This is a genomic window from Salinirubellus litoreus (assembly GCF_037335815.1).
GTDB lineage: Archaea > Halobacteriota > Halobacteria > Halobacteriales > Haloarculaceae > Salinirubellus > Salinirubellus litoreus.
Genome location: NZ_CP147841.1, coordinates 2901616 through 2925973, shown reverse-complemented (window position 1 = coordinate 2925973; position 24358 = coordinate 2901616). Strand labels below are relative to the sequence as shown.

Annotated in this window: 17 protein-coding genes; 10 read left to right on the top strand and 7 right to left on the bottom strand. The window is 67.5% G+C overall.

Annotation, left to right across the window (positions count from 1 at the left end; translation table 11 throughout):
* The first annotated feature begins 60 nt into the window (after positions 1-60).
* Complete coding sequence (gene rocF / locus WDJ58_RS14555; RefSeq protein ID WP_338913990.1) at positions 61-969, top strand: arginase; 909 nt, start codon at positions 61-63, stop codon at positions 967-969.
* A gap of 5 nt (positions 970-974) precedes the next feature.
* Here the strand turns inward: rocF and WDJ58_RS14550 are convergent, their stop codons facing one another.
* Entirely contained in the window at positions 975-1625 is a 651-nt protein-coding gene (locus WDJ58_RS14550) for a class I SAM-dependent methyltransferase (RefSeq protein ID WP_338913989.1), read from the bottom strand.
* A 108-nt stretch (positions 1626-1733) separates the two neighbouring features.
* On the opposite strand from WDJ58_RS14550, the gene WDJ58_RS14545 reads away from it, so the two are divergent.
* Entirely contained in the window at positions 1734-2057 is a 324-nt protein-coding gene (locus WDJ58_RS14545; RefSeq protein WP_338913988.1) for a hypothetical protein, read from the top strand.
* Between the two features lie 318 nt (positions 2058-2375).
* Here the strand turns inward: WDJ58_RS14545 and WDJ58_RS14540 are convergent, their stop codons facing one another.
* Both WDJ58_RS14540 and trpB read right to left on the bottom strand, forming a co-directional pair.
* Positions 2376-2792, bottom strand: a complete 417-nt coding sequence (locus tag WDJ58_RS14540) for a cold shock domain-containing protein (protein ID WP_338913987.1) — start codon at positions 2790-2792, stop codon at positions 2376-2378.
* Positions 2793-2963: 171 nt separating this feature from the next.
* Positions 2964-4154, bottom strand: coding sequence for a tryptophan synthase subunit beta (gene trpB, locus WDJ58_RS14535; protein WP_338913986.1), 1191 nt, complete (start codon positions 4152-4154; stop codon positions 2964-2966).
* 135 nt (positions 4155-4289) lie between these two features.
* Here trpB and WDJ58_RS14530 point away from each other — a divergent pair, with 135 nt between their 5' ends.
* From WDJ58_RS14530 to WDJ58_RS14520, 3 genes are all read left to right on the top strand, one after another.
* Entirely contained in the window at positions 4290-5618 is a 1329-nt protein-coding gene (locus WDJ58_RS14530) for an MFS transporter (protein ID WP_338913985.1), read from the top strand.
* Positions 5619-6057: 439 nt separating this feature from the next.
* The gene (locus WDJ58_RS14525) at positions 6058-6207 is read left to right on the top strand and encodes a hypothetical protein (RefSeq protein WP_338913984.1); all 150 of its coding nucleotides are present in this window, start codon (positions 6058-6060) and stop codon (positions 6205-6207) included.
* A gap of 263 nt (positions 6208-6470) precedes the next feature.
* On the top strand, positions 6471-7136 hold the full coding sequence (locus WDJ58_RS14520) for a helix-turn-helix domain-containing protein (protein WP_338913983.1): 666 nt from the start codon (positions 6471-6473) through the stop codon (positions 7134-7136).
* Between the two features lie 151 nt (positions 7137-7287).
* On the opposite strand, the gene gyrA is transcribed toward WDJ58_RS14520, so the two are convergent.
* The 3 genes from gyrA to WDJ58_RS14505 form a co-directional block, all read right to left on the bottom strand.
* On the bottom strand, positions 7288-9765 hold the full coding sequence (gene gyrA / locus WDJ58_RS14515) for a DNA gyrase subunit A (RefSeq protein WP_338913982.1): 2478 nt from the start codon (positions 9763-9765) through the stop codon (positions 7288-7290).
* Positions 9766-9840: 75 nt separating this feature from the next.
* Entirely contained in the window at positions 9841-11778 is a 1938-nt protein-coding gene (gene gyrB, locus WDJ58_RS14510; protein ID WP_338913981.1) for a DNA topoisomerase (ATP-hydrolyzing) subunit B, read from the bottom strand.
* A 305-nt stretch (positions 11779-12083) separates the two neighbouring features.
* Entirely contained in the window at positions 12084-15107 is a 3024-nt protein-coding gene (locus WDJ58_RS14505; protein ID WP_338913980.1) for an FAD-binding and (Fe-S)-binding domain-containing protein, read from the bottom strand.
* A gap of 282 nt (positions 15108-15389) precedes the next feature.
* Between WDJ58_RS14505 and WDJ58_RS14500 the strand changes: the two genes are divergently transcribed.
* The 5 genes from WDJ58_RS14500 to WDJ58_RS14480 all read left to right on the top strand — a co-directional run bounded on the left by WDJ58_RS14500 (position 15390) and on the right by WDJ58_RS14480 (position 24109).
* Positions 15390-17792, top strand: a complete 2403-nt coding sequence (locus tag WDJ58_RS14500) for a DNA topoisomerase VI subunit B (protein WP_338913979.1) — start codon at positions 15390-15392, stop codon at positions 17790-17792.
* 38 nt (positions 17793-17830) lie between these two features.
* The gene (locus WDJ58_RS14495; RefSeq protein WP_338913978.1) at positions 17831-18940 is read left to right on the top strand and encodes a DNA topoisomerase IV subunit A; all 1110 of its coding nucleotides are present in this window, start codon (positions 17831-17833) and stop codon (positions 18938-18940) included.
* 862 nt (positions 18941-19802) lie between these two features.
* The gene (locus WDJ58_RS14490) at positions 19803-20066 is read left to right on the top strand and encodes a hypothetical protein (protein ID WP_338917863.1); all 264 of its coding nucleotides are present in this window, start codon (positions 19803-19805) and stop codon (positions 20064-20066) included.
* Positions 20067-20137: 71 nt separating this feature from the next.
* On the top strand, positions 20138-22333 hold the full coding sequence (locus tag WDJ58_RS14485; RefSeq protein ID WP_338913977.1) for an OB-fold nucleic acid binding domain-containing protein: 2196 nt from the start codon (positions 20138-20140) through the stop codon (positions 22331-22333).
* A gap of 93 nt (positions 22334-22426) precedes the next feature.
* The gene (locus tag WDJ58_RS14480; RefSeq protein WP_338913976.1) at positions 22427-24109 is read left to right on the top strand and encodes a tRNA uridine(34) 5-carboxymethylaminomethyl modification radical SAM/GNAT enzyme Elp3; all 1683 of its coding nucleotides are present in this window, start codon (positions 22427-22429) and stop codon (positions 24107-24109) included.
* Positions 24110-24134: 25 nt separating this feature from the next.
* Here WDJ58_RS14480 and WDJ58_RS14475 read toward each other — a convergent pair whose 3' ends face one another.
* Entirely contained in the window at positions 24135-24341 is a 207-nt protein-coding gene (locus WDJ58_RS14475; RefSeq protein ID WP_338913975.1) for a hypothetical protein, read from the bottom strand.
* Positions 24342-24358 lie beyond the last annotated feature (17 nt).

Genomic DNA, 24358 nt, shown 5'->3' with positions numbered 1-24358 from the left:
CCGACCTCGAACGGAACGCGGACCGTGTCCACTAAGCCGCCCGCCCGACGAGTGAGGTCCATGCGCGTCCGACTCATCGGCGTCCCGATGGACCTCGGGGCTGACCGACGCGGCGTCGACATGGGCCCCTCCGCGATACGGTACGCCGGCCTGGCGTCGGAGGTGGAGGCTATCGGTCACGACTGCGTCGACGGGGGCGACCTGACCGTCCCCCAGCCGGAGACCGTGGAGCCCATCTCGCCCGACTACTTCGACGGCGACGCGAAGTACCTCGCCGAGACCCGTGACGTCTGCAACCGCCTCGCCGACGAGGTGGGTGAGACCGTCTCGTCCGGGGCGTTCCCGCTGGTCCTCGGCGGGGATCACTCCATCGCCATCGGCACGGTACGGGGAGCCGCCGCGGACGCCGACCTGGGCGTCGTCTGGTTCGACGCCCACGGCGACTACAACACCCCCGTGACGACCCCCTCGGGCAACGTCCACGGGATGTCCCTCGCCGCGACGCTCGGCGTGGGCGAGTTCACCGACGAGGGGTGGGCGGTCGCCCCCCGCGTCGACCCCGCGAACGTGGCGGTGGTCGGCCTCCGGAGCCTCGACGACGACGAGCGGCTCGCCTTGCTGGACTCCGACGTGACCGCGTTCACGATGAGCGACATCGACGACCGGGGACTCCCCGAGGTCGCGGAGGCGGCGTTCGACGTCGCCACCGACGGGACCGACGGCGTCCACGTCAGCCTCGACATGGACTTCCTCGATCCCGACGAGGCACCAGGGGTCGGAACGCCCGTCCGTGGGGGGACGACCTACCGGGAGGCCCACGCCGCGATGGAGCGCGTCGGCGACCACATAGAGCGGATACGGTCGATGGAGGTCGTCGAGGTAAACCCCATCCTCGACCAGCACAACCGGACCGCGGAGCTGGCGGTCGAGCTCGTCGCCAGCGCGCTCGGCAAGCGGATCCTCGCCTGATCCGACTACCCCGACAGCTCGGCGGTCGCGACGAACGCCGACCCGCCCACCCGTTCGACGTGGACGGTGTCGAACCACCTTTCCAGGAACGTCGGGACGTCGCGGGCGGGATCGCGCTCGGACGACTCCACCGAGCCGGGGCTCACGAGCGGACCCAGGAACGCGAGCGGGAGCGTCGGGAACGGACGGGCGTGGAGGACGACGAACCGTCCCCCGGGCCGTACCACCCGCGCCACCTCGGTGACGGCCGATCGGACGTCGGGGACCGCACGTACCCCCAGCGTGCTGAACGCACGGTCGAAAGCACCGTCGGGGAAGGGGAGCGGCCCGGAGGCACCGCGGATCACCGAACACGACCCACCGACCCTCGCCGCCTCCTCGCGGGCCTCGTGGACCGCCCGCACCCTGGGGTCGACGCCGACGACGCGACCCTCGCGACCGACGGCTCCCGCGAGCGCCTTCGTGTTCAGTCCTGACCCACAGCCCAGATCGAGAACCCGGTCGCCGTCGTCCGCGAACAGCCGGTCGACCGCGAGCCGGTGGAGGCGACCGTACCGACCGGCGAGCGCGACGGTCCGTAACACGCGGGATAGCTGTGGGCGGCCGTTCCAGCCGTCCGAGCCCCGGTTCGCCTCCCATCCCCCTTGTTCAGTCATCTGACCACCGTCGGAGCCGTCCCATACACGGAGGGTGACCGCTCGACACAAGCCGATTTCGACGGCACGGTCGACGTGCCTTTGTCCGTCCGGGTCCTGTACGGTGACATGGGAGAGCGGGACCTGTCCGTCGGTCGTGTCGGCGTCGCGGCGACGCTCGCCGGTGCGGCGGCGCTGTTCGTCGTCGCCGTCTGGCTCCTCGCCAGCGACGCGAGCGGGACGCTCGTCCTCGCCGTCATGGCCGTCCCGCTCCTCGTGGTGCTCGCGCCGCTGTTCTACCTCGCACGCGAGGTCGGCTCGCAGGCCGACGACCCGGAGGAGGTCGAGGCGCGACTGGCGGAGGGGCTCGGCCTCTCGAAGGAGGAATTCGACCGCCGGCGCGAGGGCGAGGGGCGGTACGTCCACCCCGCGGAGCGGGAGTTCGAGGACTGAGCGGTCCGCGCGAACCGTCGTACACGTAATGGAATACATTCCAAATCACCGGATCCAAGCGAAGGGCGCACCGCGTCTTTCGACCGGCAGCCCACAATGGCTCTACGTCCGATCGGAGCGATAGATCGGAGGGCTCGGAGTACGCGGAGGAGCGATCCCGGATCCTCCTACCCGAAACGACTCGTGCGGGACGAAAGGTGCGATCCAGTCGAGCAGTAACCGATGTCGATCCGTTCGACTCGTGGCCGGCGTCGGAAACCGCGCCCGTTTCGAGGTCACGACTGCACGTTGCCGGAAACCGCTAGTCCCCGGCTACGGTCACAGCAGGTCGTTCCTGCTCCCTACGACACTGTCGTTGAAAGGGGATCTGGGCTCTGCTTTCCCGTCTCCTTCCTTCCGTTTCTTGCGTTCCGGTCGCACTCCACTCTTCGAGTCGTCGTACTCCGAGTTGCGGGCTCTCCAGAATCGCTCGTCGACCTCCTCGGACGCCTCCTCCTCGGATCCCTCGCTGAGAACGTTGATGTTCCCGGCCCGGAATCCCTTGCGGCTGGAGAACACGTCGAACTGGAACCTCCATCCCACCTCTACGCTGCTCGCGTCCACGTCGGAGATGTGGAAGAACACGTCGGTAGTGCTGGCATCCTTGACGTCTAACGTGGATACGAACCCGTATCCGCGTTCCTCTTCGTATTTCGTGACTGTTCCCGTCACGCCCTCCTTACGGAGCTCCCCCATACGTTGTAAGGTTATGTCATATCAATAAATCGCAGTCCGAGTTCGGATCTCGATTTCGGCGCACCCGGGACTGGGATAACGGTGGAACCTCCTGACGTCGCCGCGGAAACGACTCACACCCATCCGGCTAGGGCCGACGACCGTCACTCGATTCGGCTCTCCGGCTTCCGTCTACCCGAGGTCGAACATCTCCGCCGCCGTCTCCATGTCCTTGTCGCCCCGTCCCGAGAGGTTGACGAGTATCGTCCCGTGCTCGCCCTCCTCGGCCAGCTGCCTGGCGAGCGCGACGCCGTGGGCCGATTCGAGCGCCGGGATGATCCCCTCGGCCTCTGAGAGTTCGCGGAAGGCCGAGAGCGCCTCGTCGTCGGTGATGTCGCGGTACTCGGCCCGGCCGAGTTCGCGGAACATCGCGTGCTCCGGACCGACGCCGGGGTAGTCCAGCCCCGCGGAGACGCTGTGGACCTCGACGTCGTCGTCGATCACCCGGGTCTTCATCCCGTGGATGACCTCCTCGTTGCCCTTCGCGAGGGGTGCGGCGTGCTGCTTCGAGTCCGCGCCGTGGCCGCCGCCCTCCCCGCCGAAGAACTCGACGGGGTCGTCCCGGAAGGCGTGGAACAGGCCGATGGCGTTCGAGCCGCCGCCTACACAGGCGACGGCGGCGTCCGGCAGTCCGCCCGTCCGCTCCTCGAACTGCTCGCGGGCCTCCCGGCCGATGACCGAGTGGAACTCCCGAACCATCCGCGGGAACGGGTCGGGCCCGACGACCGACCCGACGAGGTAGTGGGTGTCATCGACGTTCTCGGCGAAGTCCTCCAGCGCAGCGTCGACGGCGTCCGCGAGTCCGGCACCGCCGCGGGTGACCTCGTTCACCTCCGCGCCCATCAGTCGCATCCGGAACACGTTCATCTTCTGGCGGGCGACGTCCTTCTCGCCCATGTAGATCTCCGTGTCGAGGTCGAACAGCGCGCCGACCATCGCCGTCGCCGTGCCGTGCTGGCCCGCGCCGGTCTCGGCGATGAGCCGCGTCTTCCCGGCCTTCTTCGCCAGCAGCGCCTGCCCGACGCAGTTGTTGATCTTGTGTGCCCCGCCGTGGAGCAGGTCCTCCCGTTTGAGGTAGATCTCCGAGCCCCACCGCTCCGAGAGGTTCTCGGCGTGGTAGAGCGGCGTCGGCCGCCCGGCGTAGTCCCGCAGTATCGACTCGAACTCCTCGCGGAACTCCTCGGTCCTCGCGATCGTATCGAACGCCTCGGCGAGCCCCTCCAGTGGTTCGTGCAGCGGCTCGGGGACGTGTCGGCCCCCGAACCCGCCGAAGTCCCCGTCGTCGCCCGAGGGCAGCCCCTCGGACCGGTCGCTGTCTGCCATCGTGAACCCACGCTCGGAGGGGATGACCAAGTATGTAGCGGCAACGCCTGCCCCGTCGACCCCTCCTCCCACCGCGAACCCCCCAGCCCCGACCGGGAGCGATGGAGAGTTAGGCTTCCCCCACCCTGGGGTCGTATGGAGGGCTCACGCCGCGCGCTCGCCATCGTCTTCGGCGTCGTCTTCCTCGACCTCCTGGGGTTCGGCATCATCGTCCCCATCCTCCCGTTCTACACGCGGTCGTTCCCCGGTGGGAACGAGTTCGTCATCGGCCTGCTGGCGGCGTCCTACTCCGCAATGCAGTTCCTCGCAGCACCGTTGCTCGGATCCCTCTCGGACCGCTACGGCCGCCGGCCGATCATCGTCCTCTCCCTCGGCGGTGGCGTCGTCGCGTGGACCCTGTTCGGGCTGGCCGACGCGCTGTGGACCCTGTTTCTCGCCCGGTCGCTCGCCGGCGCGATGGGCGGGAACCTCTCGGCCGCGCAGGCCTACGTCGCGGACATCACGCCCGAGGAGGAGCGGGCGAGCGCACTGGGACTGCTCGGGGCGGCGTTCGGGATGGGGTTCATCTTCGGCCCGGGCATCGGTGCCGTACTGTCGTTCGACGCGACGGTCGTCGCCGTCGACGCGGCCCTCCCCGCCCCGGTGCCCGTCGATCGGTTCTCGCTCCCGAGCTTCGCCGCCGCCGCGATGAGCCTCGTGGGAGCCGTCGTCGCCCTCGCCTTCCTGCCCGAGTCCCGCCCGGTCGCATCCGACGAGGGGGCGGGACCCGCGGGGACCGACCGCCCCTCGCAGGTCGGGCTGCTGCTGGAGGCTGCCCGCTCGGCCGCGCTCCGGCCCCTGCTGACGGCCTTCTTCGTCACCTCCTTCGCGTTCTCGGGCGTGACGATCATGTTCATCCCCTTCGTCGCCGACGTCTTCGGCTACACCGCCAGCCAGAGCGCCCTGCTGCTCACCTACATCGGCGTCCTCTCGGTGCTCGTCCAGGGGGTGTTCATCGGACCGCTGACCGCACGATACAGCTCCCGACGGCTGGCGCCGGCCGGTGCCGCCGTCCTCACGGTCGGACTGGTCGGACTGCCGGCGACGCCGCTGCTCGCCGGGGGCCTCCCCGACCTCACCGGGGTCGTCGGGTTCCTCGACGGGAACCTCCTCGCGCTCCTGCTCGTCCTCGCCGTCATCCCGGTCGGCAACGGCGTCCTGAACGTCTCGCTGACGGCGCTCGTCTCGACGACCACCGCGAGCGACCGACAGGGGAGCGCCTTCGGGCTCACCCAGGGCGCGGGGAGCCTCGCCCGAACGTTCGGTCCCGTCGTCATGGGTGGACTCTACTCGCTGTTCGGCTATCGAGCACCGTTCCTCCTCGGGGCGGTCCTGTTGCTCCCGGTGCTGTTCATCGCCTCCAGGCTCGACGAGCCGGATCGGCCCGCCGAGCCGAGACCGGTCGACCCCGGTCAGGCGCGATAGGACAGCGCGATCCCCGCGACCCGGCCTCCCGCGTCGGTGCGAGTGACGGACTCCGAACACCCGAACCCGTGCTACTGGCCCCGTTTGGTGCTCGAAGACCGATGTGATCGGCTTGCTGCGTACAGCGGGTGCGTTCAGCAGTCGATCGCCGCTCTGTGGGCCAGTGATACGGTGGCCGTTGGGCGGATACATACGAGAACCGAGAGTCGGGGATAGCGGTACACTGACTCGGAACGAGGATGGACGCACATCGGAGATATCTCGCAGGGTCCCCTGTTACGATAGTCGTCTCTTTACTCGCCCCCTCGTCGTTCTCACCGCTCCCACCGAACGACGTGCGGAGGAGGATCAGGACTGCGTGGAATCTTCGGACCCGATATAAGAGCGTTATACGAATAAGCTATAGACCGATGTGGATACGGACCCTCTACTCGTCCGTATGGCACAGCGACACCAGGCCGACGACCGAGTCAGAGCTACCGAATCGAAGTTCTATCTCCCCGCCGGAAATCCCTCGTCGTTCCTCGCAAGCCGGTTCGAGAGCGTCTGGGCGGCGCTGTTCAAGCATCAGGTCGAGACGTCGGGATAGCTCCGGACGGATGCGTTGAAACCGTCGTCTCGGGGGGATCGTGTTACGCTTCGGTCGGATCTCCCTCTCCGACCGACACGTACGGGACGTGAAAATCGAACAGTTTCCTCGTATCCGGTAATCACGATCAACCGGCCCCATTAAGTCACTACACGGCCACCGCTACGACTCAGCGAACATCACGATACGAGTCCTCATCGGGTGTCTCGAAGACGCTCGGTCGTGAGGTTCGATACACCGAAACTGCGGACCCTGGCAGGACAATGACCGATATCAAAGCGGTGATCCGAGTCGAGCACCCCGACATAGTGCTCACGGGGGCGGTCACGTACGACCGGAGTTCGAAAGTCAAGTCGGTGTCGGAGGCGGGGACCGACCCGACTTCGGGGAAGTTCTTCTACCACGTGGAGTCGTCCGACCTCCTCCGGTTCGAGGACGGACTACGGAACGACGGTACCATCGGCGAGTTCGAACGAGTCGTCGAGACCGGAGACGGGAAGGCGATCTACAGCTTCGAGTACACGGACGAAGCGAAGATCCTCACACCGGTGATCTCGGCCGCGAACGGTGTCATCCTCGACATGGAGAACGACGGGAGCGCCTGGATCCTGACAGTGTGGGCCCCCGAGCGAACGGATCTGGTCCGTCTCTGGGACTACGCACGACAGAACGACATCGATATCGATCTACTGCGCGTGAACGAGTACGCCAGTCTGGGGAAGACGGACGCGGGGTTGACCGATAGTCAACGGGAGGCACTCCTCGTCGCATTCGAGAGGGGGTATTTCGAAGAACCGCGGAACGCGACTCTCGGTGAGGTCGCCGCCGATCTGGATATCTCTCAGCCCGCGGCCAGTGGTCTCCTTCGGCGTGGGATCAGGCGACTCATCGTCTCGTCCCTGATAGACGACAGCGAAAACCCGGACTGATCGACGGCTACGCGATGCAGTGGCGATGATCGCCCCGAGGGTACGACTCGTATTCCCTCAGCGTGACAGGGTGCGTGTCGCGCCCGGGACGCGTCCTGTATGCAGCACGCTTCCCGATTACTATACTATTTCCAACACTTGTGGCGACGCCCTACGACGACTCGTTGGCCTCGGCCGGGACGACGTCGACGCTCGCCACCCAGTCCTCGTCGAGCCGCATGATCACCACGCCCTTCGTGTTCCGACCCACCTCGGAGACCTCCGAGACGTCCGTGCGCATGATCTGGCCGGACTCGCTCATGATGATGAGCCCGTCGCCCTCGTCGACGGCGTTGATGGCACACACCTCGCCGTTGCGCTCGTCGGTCTTGATGTCGATCAGACCCTTCCCATACCGGGACTGCTTGCGGTACTTCTCCAGCGGCGTGCGCTTGCCGAACCCGTTACGCGTCACGGTGAGGAGATCGCGGTCGTCGGAGGGACGGGTGGCGACGAGTCCCGCCACCTGGTCGTCACCCTGGAGTTTGATGCCGTTGACGCCCCTCGCGGTTCGGCCCATCGCACGGGCCTCCGACTCGTCGAACCGGATGGTCATCCCCCGGCGCGTACCGATGACGATGTCCGTCCCCCCGTCGGTGAGTTCGACGTCGACGAGCGCGTCGCCCTCCTCCAGCGTCACCGCCCGGATGCCGCCCGAGTGGATGTTCTCGAAGGCGTCGACCGCCGTCCGCTTGACGTAGCCGTTCCGCGTGGCCATCGCGAGGTAGTGATCGCCCTCGATCTCGCCGCAGTTGACGACCGCCGTGATCTCCTCGCCCCCGTCGAGGTCGAGCACGTTCACCGCCGACGTTCCCCTGGCAGTTCTCCCCATCTCCGGTATCTCGTAGACCTTCAGTCGGTAGACCTGCCCGGCGTCGGTGAAACAGAGCAGGTAATCGTGAGTGGACGCCTGGAACGCCGTCGAGACCCGGTCGCCCTCCTTCGGGCGGACGCCGATGATCCCCTTCCCGCCGCGGTGCTGGGCCTCGAACTGCGAGAGCGGCATTCGCTTCACGTAGTCGTCCTCGGTGACGACCACGACGACGTCCTCCTCGGGGATGAGGTCCTCGCGGGTGACCGAGCCGTGGTCCTCGACGATGCTCGTCCGGCGGTCGTCGCTGTACTCCTCCCGGATCTCGCGGAGTTCCTCCTTGATGACGCCGTCGAGCCGCTCGGCGCTCGCAAGGATCGCTTCGAGGCGTTCGATCTCCTCGCCCACCTCCTCGTACTCCGCCTCCACCTCGGCGGCCTCCATCGAGGTGAGCGAGCCGAGCTGCATCCTGACGATGTGCTCGGACTGGGTCGTAGAGAGGTCGAACTCCGCTTCGAGACCCGCCTTCGCCGCGTCGCGGTCCTCGCTCTCGCGGATGAGTTCGACCACCCGCTCGACGTTCTCGAGGGCCTTCAGCCGACCCTCGAGGATGTGCGCGCGATCCTCGGCCTCGCCGAGGTCGAACTCCGTGCGCCGGCGAACGACCTCTCGTCGGTGGTCGACGTACTCCTCTACGAGCTCCTTGAGGTCGAGCACCTGCGGCTGGCCGTCGACCAGCGCGAGCGAGATGACCGAGAACGTCGTCTCGAGGTGGTGTTCGAGCAGCTGGTTGCGCACGACGTCGGCGTTCGCGCCGCGCTTGAGGTCGATCACGACCCGGACGCCGTCGCGGTCGGACTCGTCGCGGATGTCCGAGATACCCTCGATCCGCCCGTCGTTGACGTCGTCGGCGATGCGTTCGATCCGCCTGGCCTTGTTCTCCTGGTAGGGGAGTTCGTGGACGATTATGCGGTCGCTCCCCGAGTCGCGCTCCTCGACGTCGAAGTCCGCACGCACCCGCATCTTCCCCCGCCCGGAGGTGTAGGCCTCGTAGAGCCCCTCGCGGCCGACGATCTTCGCACCGGTCGGGAAGTCCGGCCCCTTCACGGGACCCTCGCCGTCCGGGCCGTCGATGAGGTCCCGGACCGAGCAGCCGGGCTCGTCGATGACGTGGATGGCCGCGTCGATTACCTCGTTCAGGTTGTGCGGCGGGATGTTCGTCGACATCCCGACGGCGATGCCCGACGCCCCGTTGAGGAGGAGGTTCGGGACCGCCGCGGGCAGGACGTCGGGTTCGGTCAGCCGGTCGTCGTAGTTCGACGTGAAGTCGACGGTGTCCTTCCCTATGTCCGCGAGCAGCTCCTCGGCGATGGGGGCCATCCGCGCCTCCGTGTACCGCATGGCGGCGGGCGGGTCGCCGTCGACACTCCCGAAGTTCCCCTGGCCGTCGACGAGCGGGTAGCGCAGGGAGAAGTCCTGGGCCATCCGGGCGAGCGCGTCGTAGATCGAGCTGTCGCCGTGGGGGTGGTAGTTACCCATCGTCTCGCCGACGATGTTCGAGGACTTCCGGTGGCCCGCGTTCGAGGTGACCCCCATGTCGTGCATCGCGTAGAGCAGGCGGCGCTGGACGGGTTTCAGGCCGTCACGGGCGTCCGGCAGGGCCCGACCCACGATGACCGACATCGCGTAGTCGATGTACGACTGCTCCATCTCGTCCTCGATGCGGACGGTCTCGATGCGCCCCGTTTCCCTACCGACGTCCGGCGTGTCAGAACTCATGCTGTCGCCCTCGTTCTCCGCCTGGTCGAGTCGCTCCGTGCCCCGCGGCCGTGGCTGTCGTCGCTCGATCCATCCTCAGATGTCCACCCACTCGGCGTCCTCGGAGTGCTCCTTGATGAACTGCTTTCGCGGGCCGACGGCGTCGCCCATCAGCACCGAGAACATCCGGTCGGCCGCCGCCGCGTCCTCGATACCCATGCGCTTGAGGATGCGGTTCTCCGGGTTCATCGTCGTCTCCCAGAGCTGTTCGGGGTTCATCTCGCCGAGCCCCTTGAACCGCTGGACCTGATCCGGATTGCCGTCACAGACCTCCTCGACGATGCGCTCGCGGTCGGCCTCGGTCATGGCGTCGTACGTCTCCCCCTTGTATCGAATCCGGTAGAGGGGCGGCTGGGCCGCGTAGACGTAGCCGTTCTCGACCAGCTCGGGCATGTGCCGGTAGAGGAAGGTAAGATAGAGCGTCCGGATGTGCGCGCCGTCGACGTCGGCGTCGGTCATCAGGATGATCTTGTGATAGCGCGCGTTCTCGATGTCGAACTCCTCGCCGATGCCCGTCCCGACGGCGGTGATGAGGTTCCGTATCTTCTCGTTCTCGAGCACCCGATCGAGCCGGTGTTTCTCCGCGTTCAGGACCTTCCCGAACAGCGGGAGGATCGCCTGGAACTCCGGATTGCGGGCCTGCTTCGCGCTCCCGCCGGCGGAGTCGCCCTCGACGATGAACAGCTCGGCCTCGGAGGGGTCGCGGGTCTGACAGTCCGCGAGCTTCCCGGGGAGCGACGTCGATTCGAGCGCGGACTTCCGGCGCGTCAGCTCCTCGGCCTTCTTCGCGGCCATCCGCGCCTTGGCGGCCTCGACGGCCTTCGACACCAGCGCCTCGGCCGTCGAGGGGTTCTCCTCCAGGTACGTCGAGAGGTGCTCGTGGACGGCGGACTCGACCATCCCGCGAACCTCGCTGTTGCCCAGTTTCGTCTTGGTCTGGCCCTCGAACTGCGGGTCGGGGTGCTTGATCGAGAGGACCGCGGTGAGCCCCTCGCGGATGTCCTCGCCCTTGAGCGTCCCGTCGATGTCGCGCAGCAGGCCGTGGGAGGTGGCGTAGTCGTTGACGACCCGGGTGAGGGCGGTCTTGAACCCGGTCATGTGGGTGCCGCCCTCGCGGGTGTTGATGTTGTTGGCGAACGCGTGAATCGAGCCCTGGACGCCCTGCGTGGCCTGCATCGCCACCTCGACCTGGACGATCCCGGCGTCGCCCTCCTCGGTCTCGACGGGCTGTTCGTCGTCGAAGTAGACCACGTCGGGGTGGAGGGCCGTCTTCGTCTCGTTGAGGTAGCGGACGAACTCGCGGATGCCGCCGTCGAAGGAGAACTCGTTGGTCTCGCCGGTCCGCTCGTCGGTGACGTGGATGGCGACGCCCGGGTTGAGGAATGCGAGCTCGCGCAGCCGCGACTCGAGCGTGGAGTAGGCGAAGTCGACCGTCTCGAAGATGTCGGTGTTCGGCCAGAAACGGATGGTCGTCCCCGTCTCCTCGTCGGGGTCCATCTCGCGGACCCGTTCGAGCCCCTCCGGCTCGCCGTGGTCGAACCGCTCGGTCCAGACCGCCCCGTCGCGCTTGATCTCGACCTCGAGCCAGTGGCTCAGTGCGTTCACAACGCTCACGCCCACCCCGTGGAGCCCCCCGGACACCTGGTAGGATTTGTTGTCGAACTTCCCGCCGGCGTGGAGGACGGTCATGATGACATCCACGGCCGGCCGGTTCCCGCTCTCGTGGGTGTCGACCGGGATGCCGCGGCCGTCGTCGGAGACGCTCACCGAGTCGTCCTCGTGGATGGTCACCTCGATGGTGTCGCAGTGGCCCGCGAGGGCCTCGTCGATGGCGTTGTCGACGACCTCGTAGACGAGATGGTGGAGACCCCGGGCGTCCGTCGACCCGATGTACATCGCCGGACGCTTCCGGACCGCCTCCAGCCCCTCCAGCGTCCGGATAGAGCCAGCATTGTAATCACTCTCCTGAGACATCTGATTCTACCCGGATTAAGCCGGGATCGTACTTAAACCCCCCGCACGCGCACGCGAAGTAGTATCAACTTATATATACAGTGTCCCGAGAGGCACGGGAGTCCGCAGTCGTGCGTATTTCACGCGAGAGCCGCCCGTAGCTGACAGTCGTCTCGAACCCGCTCCGGGATCCCATCGAGGGTGGTTGGACGTCGGGTGGACTGTCATAGGGATCATCGTAGCCAGCCGGAGGATTCGACCGTTCGACGTGGATCGTGGGGCGTGATTCTCGGCGGGAAATCTATGAACGACTACGATGATCCCTATCAGTCGGCGAGCGCGTCGGCGATCATCTCGATCGGGTGCGGCGGGGTCTCGCTGCGCTCGTCCCGGTCGCCCAGCTGGGAGCGACAGGAGGCACCGGGGGCGGTCACCTGCCCCGCGGGGCTCGCGTCAACCTTCCCGAAGAGGATGCGCCCGATCGACTTCGAGAGCTCGTAGTGTTCGGCCTCGTAGCCGAAGCTCCCGGCCATCCCACAGCAGGTCGAGTCGAGCGGGTCCACCTCGTAGCCCGCCCGCCGGAGCACCCCCACCGCGTGGTGGTCCTTGTTCGTCGCCTTCTGGTTGCAGTGGCCGTGGTACGCGAGCGCCTCGCCGGGGTCGCGGAAGTCGATGGAGCCGTCGATCCGGTGGACGTCGAGGTACTCACAGACGCCGTAGGCGGCGTCGCTCACCGCCTCGACGTCGGGCCCCGAGAGGAGGTCGCGGTACTCGTCCTGGAACATCACCGCGTCGGAGGGCTCGACGAAGACGACGTCCCACCCCTCCTCGACCCGCGGGGCGAGCGTCTCGACGTTCTGCCGTGCACGCGTCTTCGCCTTGTCGAGAAAGCCCTTCGAGTAGGCCGGTCGGCCGCTGGGGGCGGTCCCCTCCGGGATGGCGACGTGGACGCCCGCGGCCTCCAGCACGCGCACCGCCGCTTTGCCCGCATCCGGGAGGTTGTAGTTGGTGTAGGTGTCGGGGAACAGCAGCACCTTCCGGTCGGCCTCGGTGAAGCTCACGCCGGGCTCGCGGGCCTCGAACCAGTCGACCAGGGACTCGCGCCGGAACTCCGGGAGCTCGCGCTCGGCGGCGATACCGAGCACCTCCTCCATCAGGTCACGCGCGCCGGGGACCTTCGACGCCCAGTTCGAGACGGGCGCGAGCGCCGACCCGAGCGCGGAGAGCCGGTCGATGTCGGCGAACACCTTCTCGCGGAGGCCGCTCCCGTCGCGCTCGTGATGCTGGTGTTTCACCTCCGCCTTCAGCTTGGCGAGGTCGACGCCGGTGGGACAGTCGCTCATACAGCCCTTGCAGCCCACGCAGAGGTCGAGCACCTCGTCCTGGAACCGCTCGGAGTGGATCTCCTCGGGCGGTAGCTCCCCGGAGATCGCCGCCCGGAGCATGTTCGCCCGGCCCCGGGTCGTCTGTATCTCCTCCTTCGACGCCCGGTACGTGGGGCACATCACGTCCGACTGGGTCTGCCGGCAGGTGCCACAGCCGTTACAGAGCTCGACGAGGTGGGAGAACCCGCCCTCGTCGGAGAAGTCCATCGTCGTCTGGGGCTCGATGGACTGGTAGTCCGCGCCGTACCGGAGGTTCTCGCGCATGTCCGCGCCGACCCCACGCTCGGAGTCCGGGCCGACGTCGTCGGAGCCGTCCCGGTAGACGACGTTGCCCGGGTGCATCAGCCAGTCGGGGTCGAACGCCGTCTTGACCTCCTTGAACGCGTTCCAGAGGTCCGGCCCGTACATCTTCGGGTTGAACTCCGTCCGGGCCATCCCGTCGCCGTGCTCGCCCGAGAACGCCCCGTGGTGTTCGAGGACGAGGTCGGTGACGTCGTCGGTGATCGAGTGCATCTTCTGGATGCCATCGTCCTGTTTGAGGTTGAGGATGGGCCGGATGTGGAGCGTCCCCGACCCGGCGTGAGCGAAGTACGCCGCCGAGGTGCCGTGCGCCTCGAGGATGTCCTCGAACCCCTGGACGTACTCGGCGAGTTCCTCGGGTGGGACGGTCGCGTCCTCGATGAACGGGTAGGGCTTGGGGTCGCCCTCGAGGCTCATCAGCAGCGGGATGGCAGCCTTCCGGAGCTTCCAGAGGTCCGCCTGTGCCTCGGGCGTGTAGGCCTCGAGGACGTCGAACGCCGCGCCCTCCCGGAGGAAGTGCTCGTTGGTGGCCGCGATAGCGGCCTCGAAGTCGTCGTGGAGTTCGGAGTCCCACTCCAGCATCAGCGCCGCGGCCGTCCCCTCGGGGATGGGGTCGGCGTACTGGGCGAACTCGGTCGACTCGCTTGCTAACCTGAATACCTCCTGATCCATCAGCTCCACGGCGCTCACCTCGAACTCCAGGGCCTCGGGCACCGCCCGCATCGCGTCGACGAGACCGTCGAAGCAGTAGAGCGCCAGCGCCGTCTCCTCCGGGACGGTGACGAGCGAGACCGTCGCCTCGACCAGCACGCCGAGGGTGCCCTCGCTTCCGACGAACAGCTTCGAGAGGTTGATGACCTCCTCGCCGTCCTCGTTCTCGTAGATCACCCGGTCGAGGTTGTAGCCGCTGACACGGCGCTTGAGCTCCGGGTAGCGGGATTCGATCTCCGCCTCGTTCTCCTCGACGAGCGCCCGGACGGTCCGGTAGATCTCGGCCTCGCGGCCATCGCCCGAGACGATCTCCTCGTACTCCGGCGAGTCGAGGACGATCTCGCGGGCGTGGAGCAGCGACCCGTCCGAGAGAACTGCACGAACTTCCTCGGTGTAGGCGTCGGTGATGCCGTAGCGGACCGAGTGTGCGCCGGTGGAGTTGTTGCCGATGCCGCCGCCGACGGTCGAGCGTCCCGACGAGGCGGGGTCGGGCGCGAACTTGAGGCCGTACTCCTCGAGCCGCGCCTCGAGGTGGTCCTGGACGACGCCGGGCTGGACCGTCGCCCGCTGTGCCCCGGGATCGACGTCGAGCAGGTCGTCCATGTGCTTGGTGAAGTCGAGGACGACACACCCCGGGCCGACGGCCTGCCCGGCGAGCGACGATCCCGACCCGCGGGGGAGCACGGGGACGTCGTGTGCCGCGGCCGTCCGGACGGCCGCCTGCACGTCCTCGACCGACGTCGGGAAGACGACGCCCGCCGGCCGGGCCTGGTAGATGCTCCCGTCGGTCGCGTACAGCACCTGTGCGTACTCATCGAAACGGACTTTCCCGTCCACCGCTCCGCGGAGATCGGCCGCGAGCGCGGCGTACTCCGCTACGTCCGGATGGGAGTGACCCAGGGAGTCCACGCTCGTACTCTCGTCGGGGGGTACGTACCCTTCCTCGGTGGCCATTACCCGTCCCATTCGGGGCACGGGATTAAGCCCTCTGGTATCGGATCACACGGACGGTTCCGGAGCCGCGCCGTCACACGATACCTTCCGCCCCCTGGATGGTGAGAACGGGTCCGAACAGCCCTCACGGGCCGCCCGCACCCTCCACTCCTCGGGAATCCGCGGACCGGGTCGGACGTCCGTCGGACGCTCGAACGCCGTCCCGTCGCGCGAAACCGCTTTCACTTCCACCGAACTAACGACGAGGTTTTATCCGCCCCGATGGAACCCGGAGCCATACGAATGCCATCCTACCAGTCGGAGCTCGGTGATGGCGAGGCGATCGCCGACGAGCTCGCCCGCTCCCAGCGGTCGATCTCCATCGCGGAGTTCTTCGAGAAGAACAAGCACATGCTCGGCTTCGACAGCGGGGCGAGGGCGCTCGTCACCGCCGTCAAGGAGGCGGTCGACAACGCGCTCGACGCCGCCGAGGAGGCCGGCATCCTCCCCGACATCTACGTCGAGATCGAGGAGGCCGGCGACTACTACCGCCTCGTCGTCGAGGACAACGGGCCGGGCATCACCAAGGAACAGATCCCCAAGGTGTTCGGCAAGCTCCTGTACGGGAGCCGCTTCCACAAGCGCGAGCAGAACCGCGGCCAGCAGGGTATCGGCATCTCCGCGGCGGTGCTCTACTCCCAGCTCACCTCCGGCAAACCGGCGAGGATCACCTCCAAGACCGAGGGTCGCGACGCGCAGTACTTCGAGCTCATCGTCGACACGGACACGAACGAACCGGAGATCGACGTCGAGCGCGAGACGGTCTGGGAGCGACCCCACGGGACGCGCATCGAACTCGAGATGGAGGGGAACATGCGGGCCCGCCAGCAACTCCACGACTACGTGAAGTACACGGCGGTCGTCAACCCCCACGCGCGGATCGAGTTCCACGAGCCGAAGGAGTCGCTGAAGTTCGAGCGGGCGACCGACCAGCTCCCCGCCGAGACCGAGGAGATCCGTCCCCATCCCCACGGCGTCGAACTCGGAACCCTCCTCAAGATGCTGGACTCGACCGACTCCTACTCGCTGTCGGGGTTCCTCCAGGAGGAGTTCACTCGCGTGGGTGGCAAGACCGCACGGAAGGTCATCGACCGGTTCCGCGACCGGCACTTCGGCCGGGAGATGGCCTGGCGGGCACCGGACGCCCGACGGCGCGAGGCGGTCGTCGAGGCCATCGACGACGCCGTCTCGAACAAGGGCGCGGACGCGACGACCGCGTTCGCCGACAGCGTGCTGGACGGAACGGGTGACGTCGACGGTCTCCTCGACCGCGATCACGTCGCCTACACGGACCTCGAACGGATCGTCGCGGCCGCCGCGGAGGAGACCGAGACCGCGACCGACCGGCGGTTCGGATCCACCGTGAGGGAGAACGCCGTCGACGCGGTGTGGTCGGTCGTCACCGAGGAGCGCCAGTCCGACATCTACGCGCTGGTCGACGAGGTGACGACCAAGCGAAAGGACGACGCGGCGGTCGAGGCGTTCGCCCGGCGGATCGCCTCGAAGTTCGACGACGCCGACGGCGACCGTGGGCGCGTGACCCGCGCGGCGCTCGTCGATTGGGTGGCGTGGGCCGCGGACAGGACGAAGGAACGCGAGGACGAGTCGTTCGGCGAGACCTCCCGCGAGAACGTCGTCGCAGCGATCTGGGAGCGCGCCCGGACGGTCGAGGACACCCCACCGAAGGTGGGGGAGGTGGCGGCCGACCGCGACACGGCGGCGGAGTTCCTCGAGGCGATGCGCGAGACGGACATCCTCGCGCCGCCGACGGACTGTCTCGCGCCCATCACCGCGGACCTCGTCGAGGCCGGGCTCCGCAAGGAGTACGACGCGGACTTCTACGCCGCCTCGACCCGCGACGCGGAGGTCCACGGCGGCGACCCGTTCATCGTCGAGGCCGGCATCGCCTACGGCGGGGACCTGCCCGCGGAGGGGAGCGTCGAGATACTCCGCTTTGCGAACCGAGTACCGCTCGTCTACCAGCGCGGGGCGTGCGCGACCGTCGACGTCGTCAAGCGGATCAACTGGCGGAACTACAACCTCGACCAGCCCGGCGGTTCGGGCATCCCGAACGGCCCCGCGGTGCTGATGATCCACGTCGCCTCGACGAACGTTCCCTTCACGAGCGAGTCGAAGGACGCCGTCGCGAACGTCCCCGCGATCGAGGACGAGGTGGAGCTCGCGCTCCGGGAGGCGGCCCGCGAGCTCAAATCGTACCTGAACAAGAAGCGCTCGCTGGAACAGCGCCGGCGCAAGCAGAACGTCATCGCCGAACTCCTGCCCGAGATGGCCCGGAAGGTCTCGGAAGTGACGGGACGGGAGCCGCTGAACGTCGAGGACTCGCTGGCCCGCATCATGAACAACGTCCTCGTCGAGCGCCGCCGTGAGAACGGGAGCGTCAAGCTCGTCGTCTCGAACCACGACGACACGAACGCCGCCCTGGAGGTGACGGATATCCTCTCGGCCGATCCCGGCGACGTCGAGGGGGCTCGCGTCGTCGAGATGGACGGCGAGTGGTTCGTGAAGTGGAGCCCCGAGGTCGCCTCCGGCGAGGAGGCCGTCCTCGAGTACCGCGTCCCCGACGACACCGCCTTCGACGTCTCCGTCGAGGGCATCGAGGGCGAGAGAGTCACCATCGACGCGTGATCCTGATCAGGACAACAACCCAAACCCCAACACACTACATGAGCACCGAAGACGTCCCCGAAGACGCCCGCAGCCAGGAGGCACGAGAACATCTCATCGACCTCGCGGCGCGATTTTACGACCAGTTCGCCGGCGGGGAGATCCCCTACATGGAGATCCCCACCCGGACGAAGAGCAACATCGAGTACGACCCCGACAAGGAGGTGTGGGTGTACGGCGACCGGAAGTCGACGCGGAGCGCGAACTCGGTTCGGGGGGCCAAGAAGCTCCTCAAGGCGGTCTACACCATCGAGTTCCTCGCCGCACAGCTCGAACAGGACCGCTCGTCGACCCTGCGTGAGCTCTACTACCTCAGCGAATCCTGGGACAACGAGCACGCCCAGTTCGCGGACCAGGACGAGTCCAACCAGCTCGTCGAGGACCTGGAGATCGTCTCGGAGGTCACCCGCGAGGACTTCCACATGCGCCCGGAGGAGTCCGGCGCGACCGTGATGGGGCCGCTCTTCCTCCGCGAGCAGACCCGCCGGGGCGAGCGGGACATCCACTGCCAGGAGGACGTCGGCGAGGGGGGCTACCAGATCCCGAACAATCCCGACACGATCGAGTTCCTCGACCACGACGCCGCGTTCGTCCTCTGTGTGGAGACCGGCGGGATGCGCGACCGGCTCGTCGAGAACGGCTTCGACACCGACCACGACGCCATCATCGTCCACCTGAAGGGCCAGCCCGCCCGGGCCACGAGGCGACTGACCCGTCGGCTCCACGACGAACTCGACCTCCCCGTGGTGGTGTTCACCGACGGCGACCCGTGGAGCTACCGCATCTTCGGCTCCGTCGCCTACGGCTCGATCAAGTCCGCACACCTCTCGGAGTACCTCGCCACGCCCCAGGCGCGGTTCGTCGGCATCCGCCCCCGGGACATCCGGGAGTACGACCTGCCCGCGGATCCCCTCACCGACTCGGACGTGAACGCCCTCCAGAGCGAGCTGGAGGACCCCCGGTTCCAGACGGAGTTCTGGCGCGAGGAGATCGAGCTCCAGCTCGAGATCGGCAAGAAGTCCGAACAGCAGTCGCTCGCCTCCCGGGGGCTGGACTTCGTCACCGACACCTACCTCCCCGATCGCCTCGGTGAGATGGGCGTGATGTAGGCTCCCACAAGTACTACTTGCCACTGGCCTGCGAGCAGGATACGCGGCTGTGTTCACCGGTTCCAGTAGTCCGAAGTCGGCTCCCGGCCGATGCTGCACTCGCGCCCTCGACTCAGCGGAGTGCCCACAGGCCCGCCGACTGCTGTCGGAAGCGGCGTGCTGCATAGAGACGACGCGCGTCGCAGGACAGAGTGTTTGTTCGGAGATATCCGATCAAACAGGCAAGTGTATCAGCGGGCAGTACCGGAACACCCGCTTCTATTTCAATCAGTGGTATCGGGCCGAAGCACCCCACCACTTTGGGCGGTCAAAGCCGTCCCATCACGGCGAGAATCGATCGTCGTCCCACACTCGGGACACTCGTAGTCGAGACGGTTAGTATGCACTTCGATGATCCAGTCGCCATTGATGCGGCTCGAGTGATTACAGTTGGTACAATAAAGGGTCGCTTTGTGAGACGGCTGACGCTCAGAGAACGTATTGGAGGGAACCATTCCACAGTCTACTATTCGACCAGCAATAAGGATGTCGTCCTCCGCCCCAGTGCGTAGTCGGTACTGATACGGATGCCGGCAGCTCTGTAATCGGAACCGGGAGAGACAGATCGGATGGAGGGGGACGGAGACCTCAAACCGAGACGGCGTCGATTTGAGCAAGGCTCGGTGTCAGATACGCACCCTCTCTTCGTCGTACTCACCGAAACGTATCACTCCCCGATTACCTCGGCGGAGTTCTCCGGACTCCTCGAGCCAGTCTCCCCGTCCAGTCCGATCCACGTCGTCTCACGACCGAACGCCGCCCCACCCGAACATCACTCGCCACCGATAGTCGACTTTTTGCCGTGGCAGCCGAACCGCCGAGCATGCTCACGGTCGACTTCGACTCGCTGATGCTCGAACTGAAGGACGGCGTGGTCAAGAACGTCGGACCGGCAAACACCGACGCGACGGTCAAGCTCTACGACGTCGAGGAGGCGGAGGCGCGGGAGTTCGGCGACGAGCGGATCAAGCTCGCGTTCGCCGACGGCGAGGGGAACGAGGTGGAGGTGGCGCTGTTCCCCGAGCAGGCGTCGGCGATCAGGGCCGACCTGGAGGGGCTCGAGGAGGAGAGCCGGGTCTTCGAGTAGAAGCGGACCGCGTGTAACCCGACGCGAGGATTCCGACAACCGTTTACGGGACGCCCGTGTTCCCCGGGCTAATGGCAGACTGTATCATCTGCGGCACGTCGTCGGACGGGCCCATCTGTGACACGCACCAGGAGGACGTCGTCTTCGAGTTCGAGGGGAACCAGCCGAACCAGCTGACGGAGGGCCGGTTCTACCGGGGCTCGGTCGACGGCTACGCCGAGTTCGGCGTGTTCATCGACCTGAACGAGCACGTCACGGGGCTGCTCCACCGCTCGAAGCTCGACCGGCGGCTCGAATCGCTCGACTGGGACGTCGGCGACACCGTCTACGTCCAGGTGACGAACGTGCGGGACAACGGCGATATCGACCTCGGCTGGTCGATCCGCCAGTCCGACAGGGAGTTCCGCGGGACGCTCATCGACGCCCCGGACGGCGACCGGCTCGCCGAGACGGAGACGGAGTCCGAGTCGGGATCAGGACCGGAACCCGGATCCGGGCCCGAGGCGTCCGCCGAACCCGAGACCGAAGCCGACTCCGAACCCGAGCCCGAACCGGAAACGGGGACGGAGGCCGACACCGGGATGGAGCGGGCGGAGGCAGACACCGGACCGGCGGCCGAAACCGACTCCGAGCGCGAGCCCGTACCCGACTCCGGGTCGGATACCGAGACCGAGACCGAACCCGGATCCGGATCCGAGACCGAGAGCGCGACCGAATCCGAGTCGACATCGACGCCCACCGACGAGGAGCCGCCCGAGCGCGTGAACGTCGAGGGGCTCCGCGAGCGGGTCGGCGAGACGGTCCGTCTGGAGGGCGAGATCGTGAGCGTCCGGCAGACGTCCGGCCCGACGGTGTTCGAGCTCCGCGACGAGACCGCTGTCGCCGACTGTGCCGCCTTCGAGGAGGCGGGCGTCCGGGCCTACCCCGAGGTCGAGGTGGGTGACGTCGTCCGGCTCGACGGCGAGATCCGCGTCCGCCGCGACGAGATCCAGGTCGAGACCGAGACCCTGGCGGTGCTCGAGGGCGACGAACTCGCGGCCGTCACCGATCGGATGGACGAGGCGCTGCGCTCGGCGTCGGACCCCGGCGAGGTCGAGCCGGTGGCCGACGACCCGGCGATCGAGGCGCTCGCCGAGGGCGTCCAGGCCGCCGCGACCGCGATCCGGCGGGCCATCAAGGAATCCCGACCCATCGTGGTCCGTCACAGCGCGGACACGGACGGCTACGTGGCGGGGGCGGCCATCGAACGAGCGGTCCTCCCGCTGGTCCGCGAGGAGCACGCCGGTACCGACGCGGTCTATCACTACTTCGACCGGCGGCCCCTCGAGGGGACGGTGTACGACCTCGACGACGCGACGAAGGACGTCACCCGGATGCTCGACGACCAGGAGCGCCACGACGAGAAACTCCCGCTGTTCGTCTTCGCCGGCGCGGGCGGGACCCGCGACTCGCTCGACGGGCTCGAACTCCTGGGGATCTACGGCTCCGAGCGGCTCGTGATCGACGGGCTCCCCGTCGAGAAGGAGGTCACCGAGACGGTCGAGACGTCGCTCGGCCCCGAGGATGGCGAGGCCCGGACGGCGACGACGCTCGCCGCCACCGTCGCGGCGGGCGTCAACGACGCCGTCCGCGAGGACCTCCGCCCGCTCCCGGCCATCTCCTACTGGGACGACGTACCCGAGGCGTACGCCGAGGCCGCCGAGGACGCGGGGCTCGACGCCGACGCCGTCCGGGACCTCCGCGAGGCGGTCGCGCTCGAGGCGTACTACCAGTCCTACGAGGACAAGCGCGAGCTCATCATCGACCTGCTGTTCGACCGGGTGACCGGCCTCGCCGAGCAGGTCGCCGAGCAGTTCCGCACGAAGCTGGAGGCCGAACTCGAGACGGCGACGGCGAACCTCGATCGGAGGGAGGTGGGCGGCGTCGAGTTCGCCGTCCTCGACACGGACGCGTACACCCACCGGTTCGACTTCCCGCCGACCCGGCTCCTGCTCGACGAACTCCACCGGCGCGAGATCGCCGCCGAGGGCGACGGCCCCACTGTCACTATCGGCCTCGCGATGGACGAACTCCACCTCCGCTCGACGACCGACGTCGGCGTCCGGGAGGTCGCCGAGGCGGTCCGCGAGCGGGTCCCCGAGGGCGGCGTCGACACGAAGGGCACCCGCGAGGGGACCGTCGAGTTCCTCTCGGGCGAGCGCGAGGCGGTGCTGGAGGCGACGATGGACGTCGTCGCCGAGCGCCTGTCGGCGACCTCCGAGGCGTAGACTCGCTCTCGCTCTCGCTCTCGGTTCCGAATCGACTCCTCCTCGCCGGACCGTACGATACTTGAGCGGCCGGACCGAGGGTCCGACAACCGAATGAGTACCGAGACACCCGAGACGGAGGGGTCGGAGGAGGCCGACCCCTCGCCGTTCGAGCGGGTCTGTCGTCACCTCGCCGAGCGGGTCGCCTCGGGCGATCTCGAACGCGAGGACGTCGAGTCGGCCAAGCTCGACGCCTGCTCGGAGTTCGGGGCGGGCGAGGTCCCCCGACACTCGGACATCGTCGACCACGCCCCCGAGGGCGAGCGCGAGGCGGTCCAGCGGGTGCTCAAGCGCAAGCCCGTGCGCACGGCGTCGGGCGTCTCGCCCGTCGCCATCATGACCTCGCCACACACCTGCCCGCACGGCAAGTGTCTCTACTGCCCGGGCGGACCGGCCAGCGAGTTCTCCTCCTCGCAGTCCTATACGGGCCACGAACCCGCCGCGGCCAGGGGGGAACAGAACGACTACGACCCCTACGGGCAGGTCACTCTCCGTCTCGAACAGCTCCGACGCATCGGCCACCCCGTCGACAAGGTCGAACTCATCCTGATGGGTGGGACCATGACGGCGAGGAGCCACGACTACCAGGAGTGGTTCGTCAAGCGGGCCTACGAGGCGATGAACGACTACGACGCCTCCGGGGTGCCCGAACCCTCGGAGACGGAGTCGTTCGCGCCCGACGATCCGGGGAGCGTCGAATTCCGCTACCTCGAGGACGTGATCGCCGAGAACGAGCGGGCGGACGTCCGGTGTATCGGGACCACGTTCGAGACCAAGCCCGACTGGTGTGACCCCGAACAGATCGACCGCATGCTGCGGCTCGGGGGGACGAAGGTCGAGGTCGGCGTCCAGACGACCTACGAGCGCATCAACCGGGAGATGCACCGCGGTCACGGCGTCCAGGCCAGCCTCGACGCCAACCGCCGGCTCCGCGACGCGGGGTTCAAAGTGGGCTTTCACATGATGCCCGGACAGCCCGGGATGTCCCGCGAGATGTGTCTGGAGGACTTCCGCGAGATATTCGAGAGTTCGGACTGGCGGCCGGACTACCTGAAGATCTACCCGACGCTCGTGGTTCGTGACACGCTGACCTACGACATGTGGCGTCGCGGGGAGTACGACCCGCTGACCAACGAGGAGGCGGCCGAACTCGTCGCGGAGATAAAGTCGATGATCCCGCCGTACACGCGGCTCCAGCGCGTCCAGCGGGACATCCCCGCCGATTTCATCGACGCCGGCGTCTGGAAGTCGAACCTCCGTCAGCTCGCCCGCGAGCGGATGGCCGAGCACGGCTGGACCTGTGACTGTATCCGGTGCCGGGAGGTGGGGATGAACGACGAGGACCCGGGGAGCGTCGAGATGGATACCCACACCTACGAGGCCGCGGGCGGTACGGAGCAGTTCATCTCCGTCGAGGACTTCGACCGCGACCTGCTCGTGGGCTTCTGCCGGCTCCGGTTCCCCAACAGTCCTGTGCGGCGCGAACTCGACGACGCCGCGCTCGTCCGCGAGCTCCACGTCTACGGCAACGAGGTCGGCGTCGGCACCGAGGCTACCGACGGGGACTACCAGCACGAGGGGTACGGCCGGCGGCTACTCGCGGAGGCCGAGCGCCGCGCCCGCGAGGCCGGCTACTCGAAGCTCTCGGTCATCTCCGGCATCGGCGTTCGCGAGTACTACCGCGACAAACTCGGCTACTACCAGGACGGCCCGTACGTCTCGAAGTCCCTGGAGTAGTACTGATCCGCCCGCCCGGTCGGACTCAACCGTCCCGCCGCTTCTCTTCGAGCGTCTCCGCCTGCTCCTGGATGTGGGCCAGTTCCCGACGCCCGCCATCGTTCCCCCCGTGTGCGTCCCGCACCGAGCGATCGAGGGGTGAGGGGACGAACCCGCCCTGCCCTTCGTCCGGGTCGCGTCCCTCCCCGGTGTCGAAGCGAGCCCGAACCCACGTCAGGGCGCGACGGATCATACCCGCAGGTACGGTCA

What these genes read in the sequence shown, in the direction of transcription:
- rocF (WP_338913990.1), top strand. Translation starts at nt 61, where the DNA reads ATGCGCGTCCGACTCATCGGCGTCCCGATGGACCTCGGGGCTGACCGA.
- WDJ58_RS14550 (WP_338913989.1), bottom strand. Translation starts at nt 1,625, where the DNA reads ATGACTGAACAAGGGGGATGGGAGGCGAACCGGGGCTCGGACGGCTGG.
- WDJ58_RS14545 (WP_338913988.1), top strand. Translation starts at nt 1,734, where the DNA reads ATGGGAGAGCGGGACCTGTCCGTCGGTCGTGTCGGCGTCGCGGCGACG.
- WDJ58_RS14540 (WP_338913987.1), bottom strand. Translation starts at nt 2,792, where the DNA reads ATGGGGGAGCTCCGTAAGGAGGGCGTGACGGGAACAGTCACGAAATAC.
- trpB (WP_338913986.1), bottom strand. Translation starts at nt 4,154, where the DNA reads ATGGCAGACAGCGACCGGTCCGAGGGGCTGCCCTCGGGCGACGACGGG.
- WDJ58_RS14530 (WP_338913985.1), top strand. Translation starts at nt 4,290, where the DNA reads ATGGAGGGCTCACGCCGCGCGCTCGCCATCGTCTTCGGCGTCGTCTTC.
- WDJ58_RS14525 (WP_338913984.1), top strand. Translation starts at nt 6,058, where the DNA reads ATGGCACAGCGACACCAGGCCGACGACCGAGTCAGAGCTACCGAATCG.
- WDJ58_RS14520 (WP_338913983.1), top strand. Translation starts at nt 6,471, where the DNA reads ATGACCGATATCAAAGCGGTGATCCGAGTCGAGCACCCCGACATAGTG.
- gyrA (WP_338913982.1), bottom strand. Translation starts at nt 9,765, where the DNA reads ATGAGTTCTGACACGCCGGACGTCGGTAGGGAAACGGGGCGCATCGAG.
- gyrB (WP_338913981.1), bottom strand. Translation starts at nt 11,778, where the DNA reads ATGTCTCAGGAGAGTGATTACAATGCTGGCTCTATCCGGACGCTGGAG.
- WDJ58_RS14505 (WP_338913980.1), bottom strand. Translation starts at nt 15,107, where the DNA reads ATGGCCACCGAGGAAGGGTACGTACCCCCCGACGAGAGTACGAGCGTG.
- WDJ58_RS14500 (WP_338913979.1), top strand. Translation starts at nt 15,390, where the DNA reads ATGCCATCCTACCAGTCGGAGCTCGGTGATGGCGAGGCGATCGCCGAC.
- WDJ58_RS14495 (WP_338913978.1), top strand. Translation starts at nt 17,831, where the DNA reads ATGAGCACCGAAGACGTCCCCGAAGACGCCCGCAGCCAGGAGGCACGA.
- WDJ58_RS14490 (WP_338917863.1), top strand. Translation starts at nt 19,803, where the DNA reads ATGCTCACGGTCGACTTCGACTCGCTGATGCTCGAACTGAAGGACGGC.
- WDJ58_RS14485 (WP_338913977.1), top strand. Translation starts at nt 20,138, where the DNA reads ATGGCAGACTGTATCATCTGCGGCACGTCGTCGGACGGGCCCATCTGT.
- WDJ58_RS14480 (WP_338913976.1), top strand. Translation starts at nt 22,427, where the DNA reads ATGAGTACCGAGACACCCGAGACGGAGGGGTCGGAGGAGGCCGACCCC.
- WDJ58_RS14475 (WP_338913975.1), bottom strand. Translation starts at nt 24,341, where the DNA reads ATGATCCGTCGCGCCCTGACGTGGGTTCGGGCTCGCTTCGACACCGGG.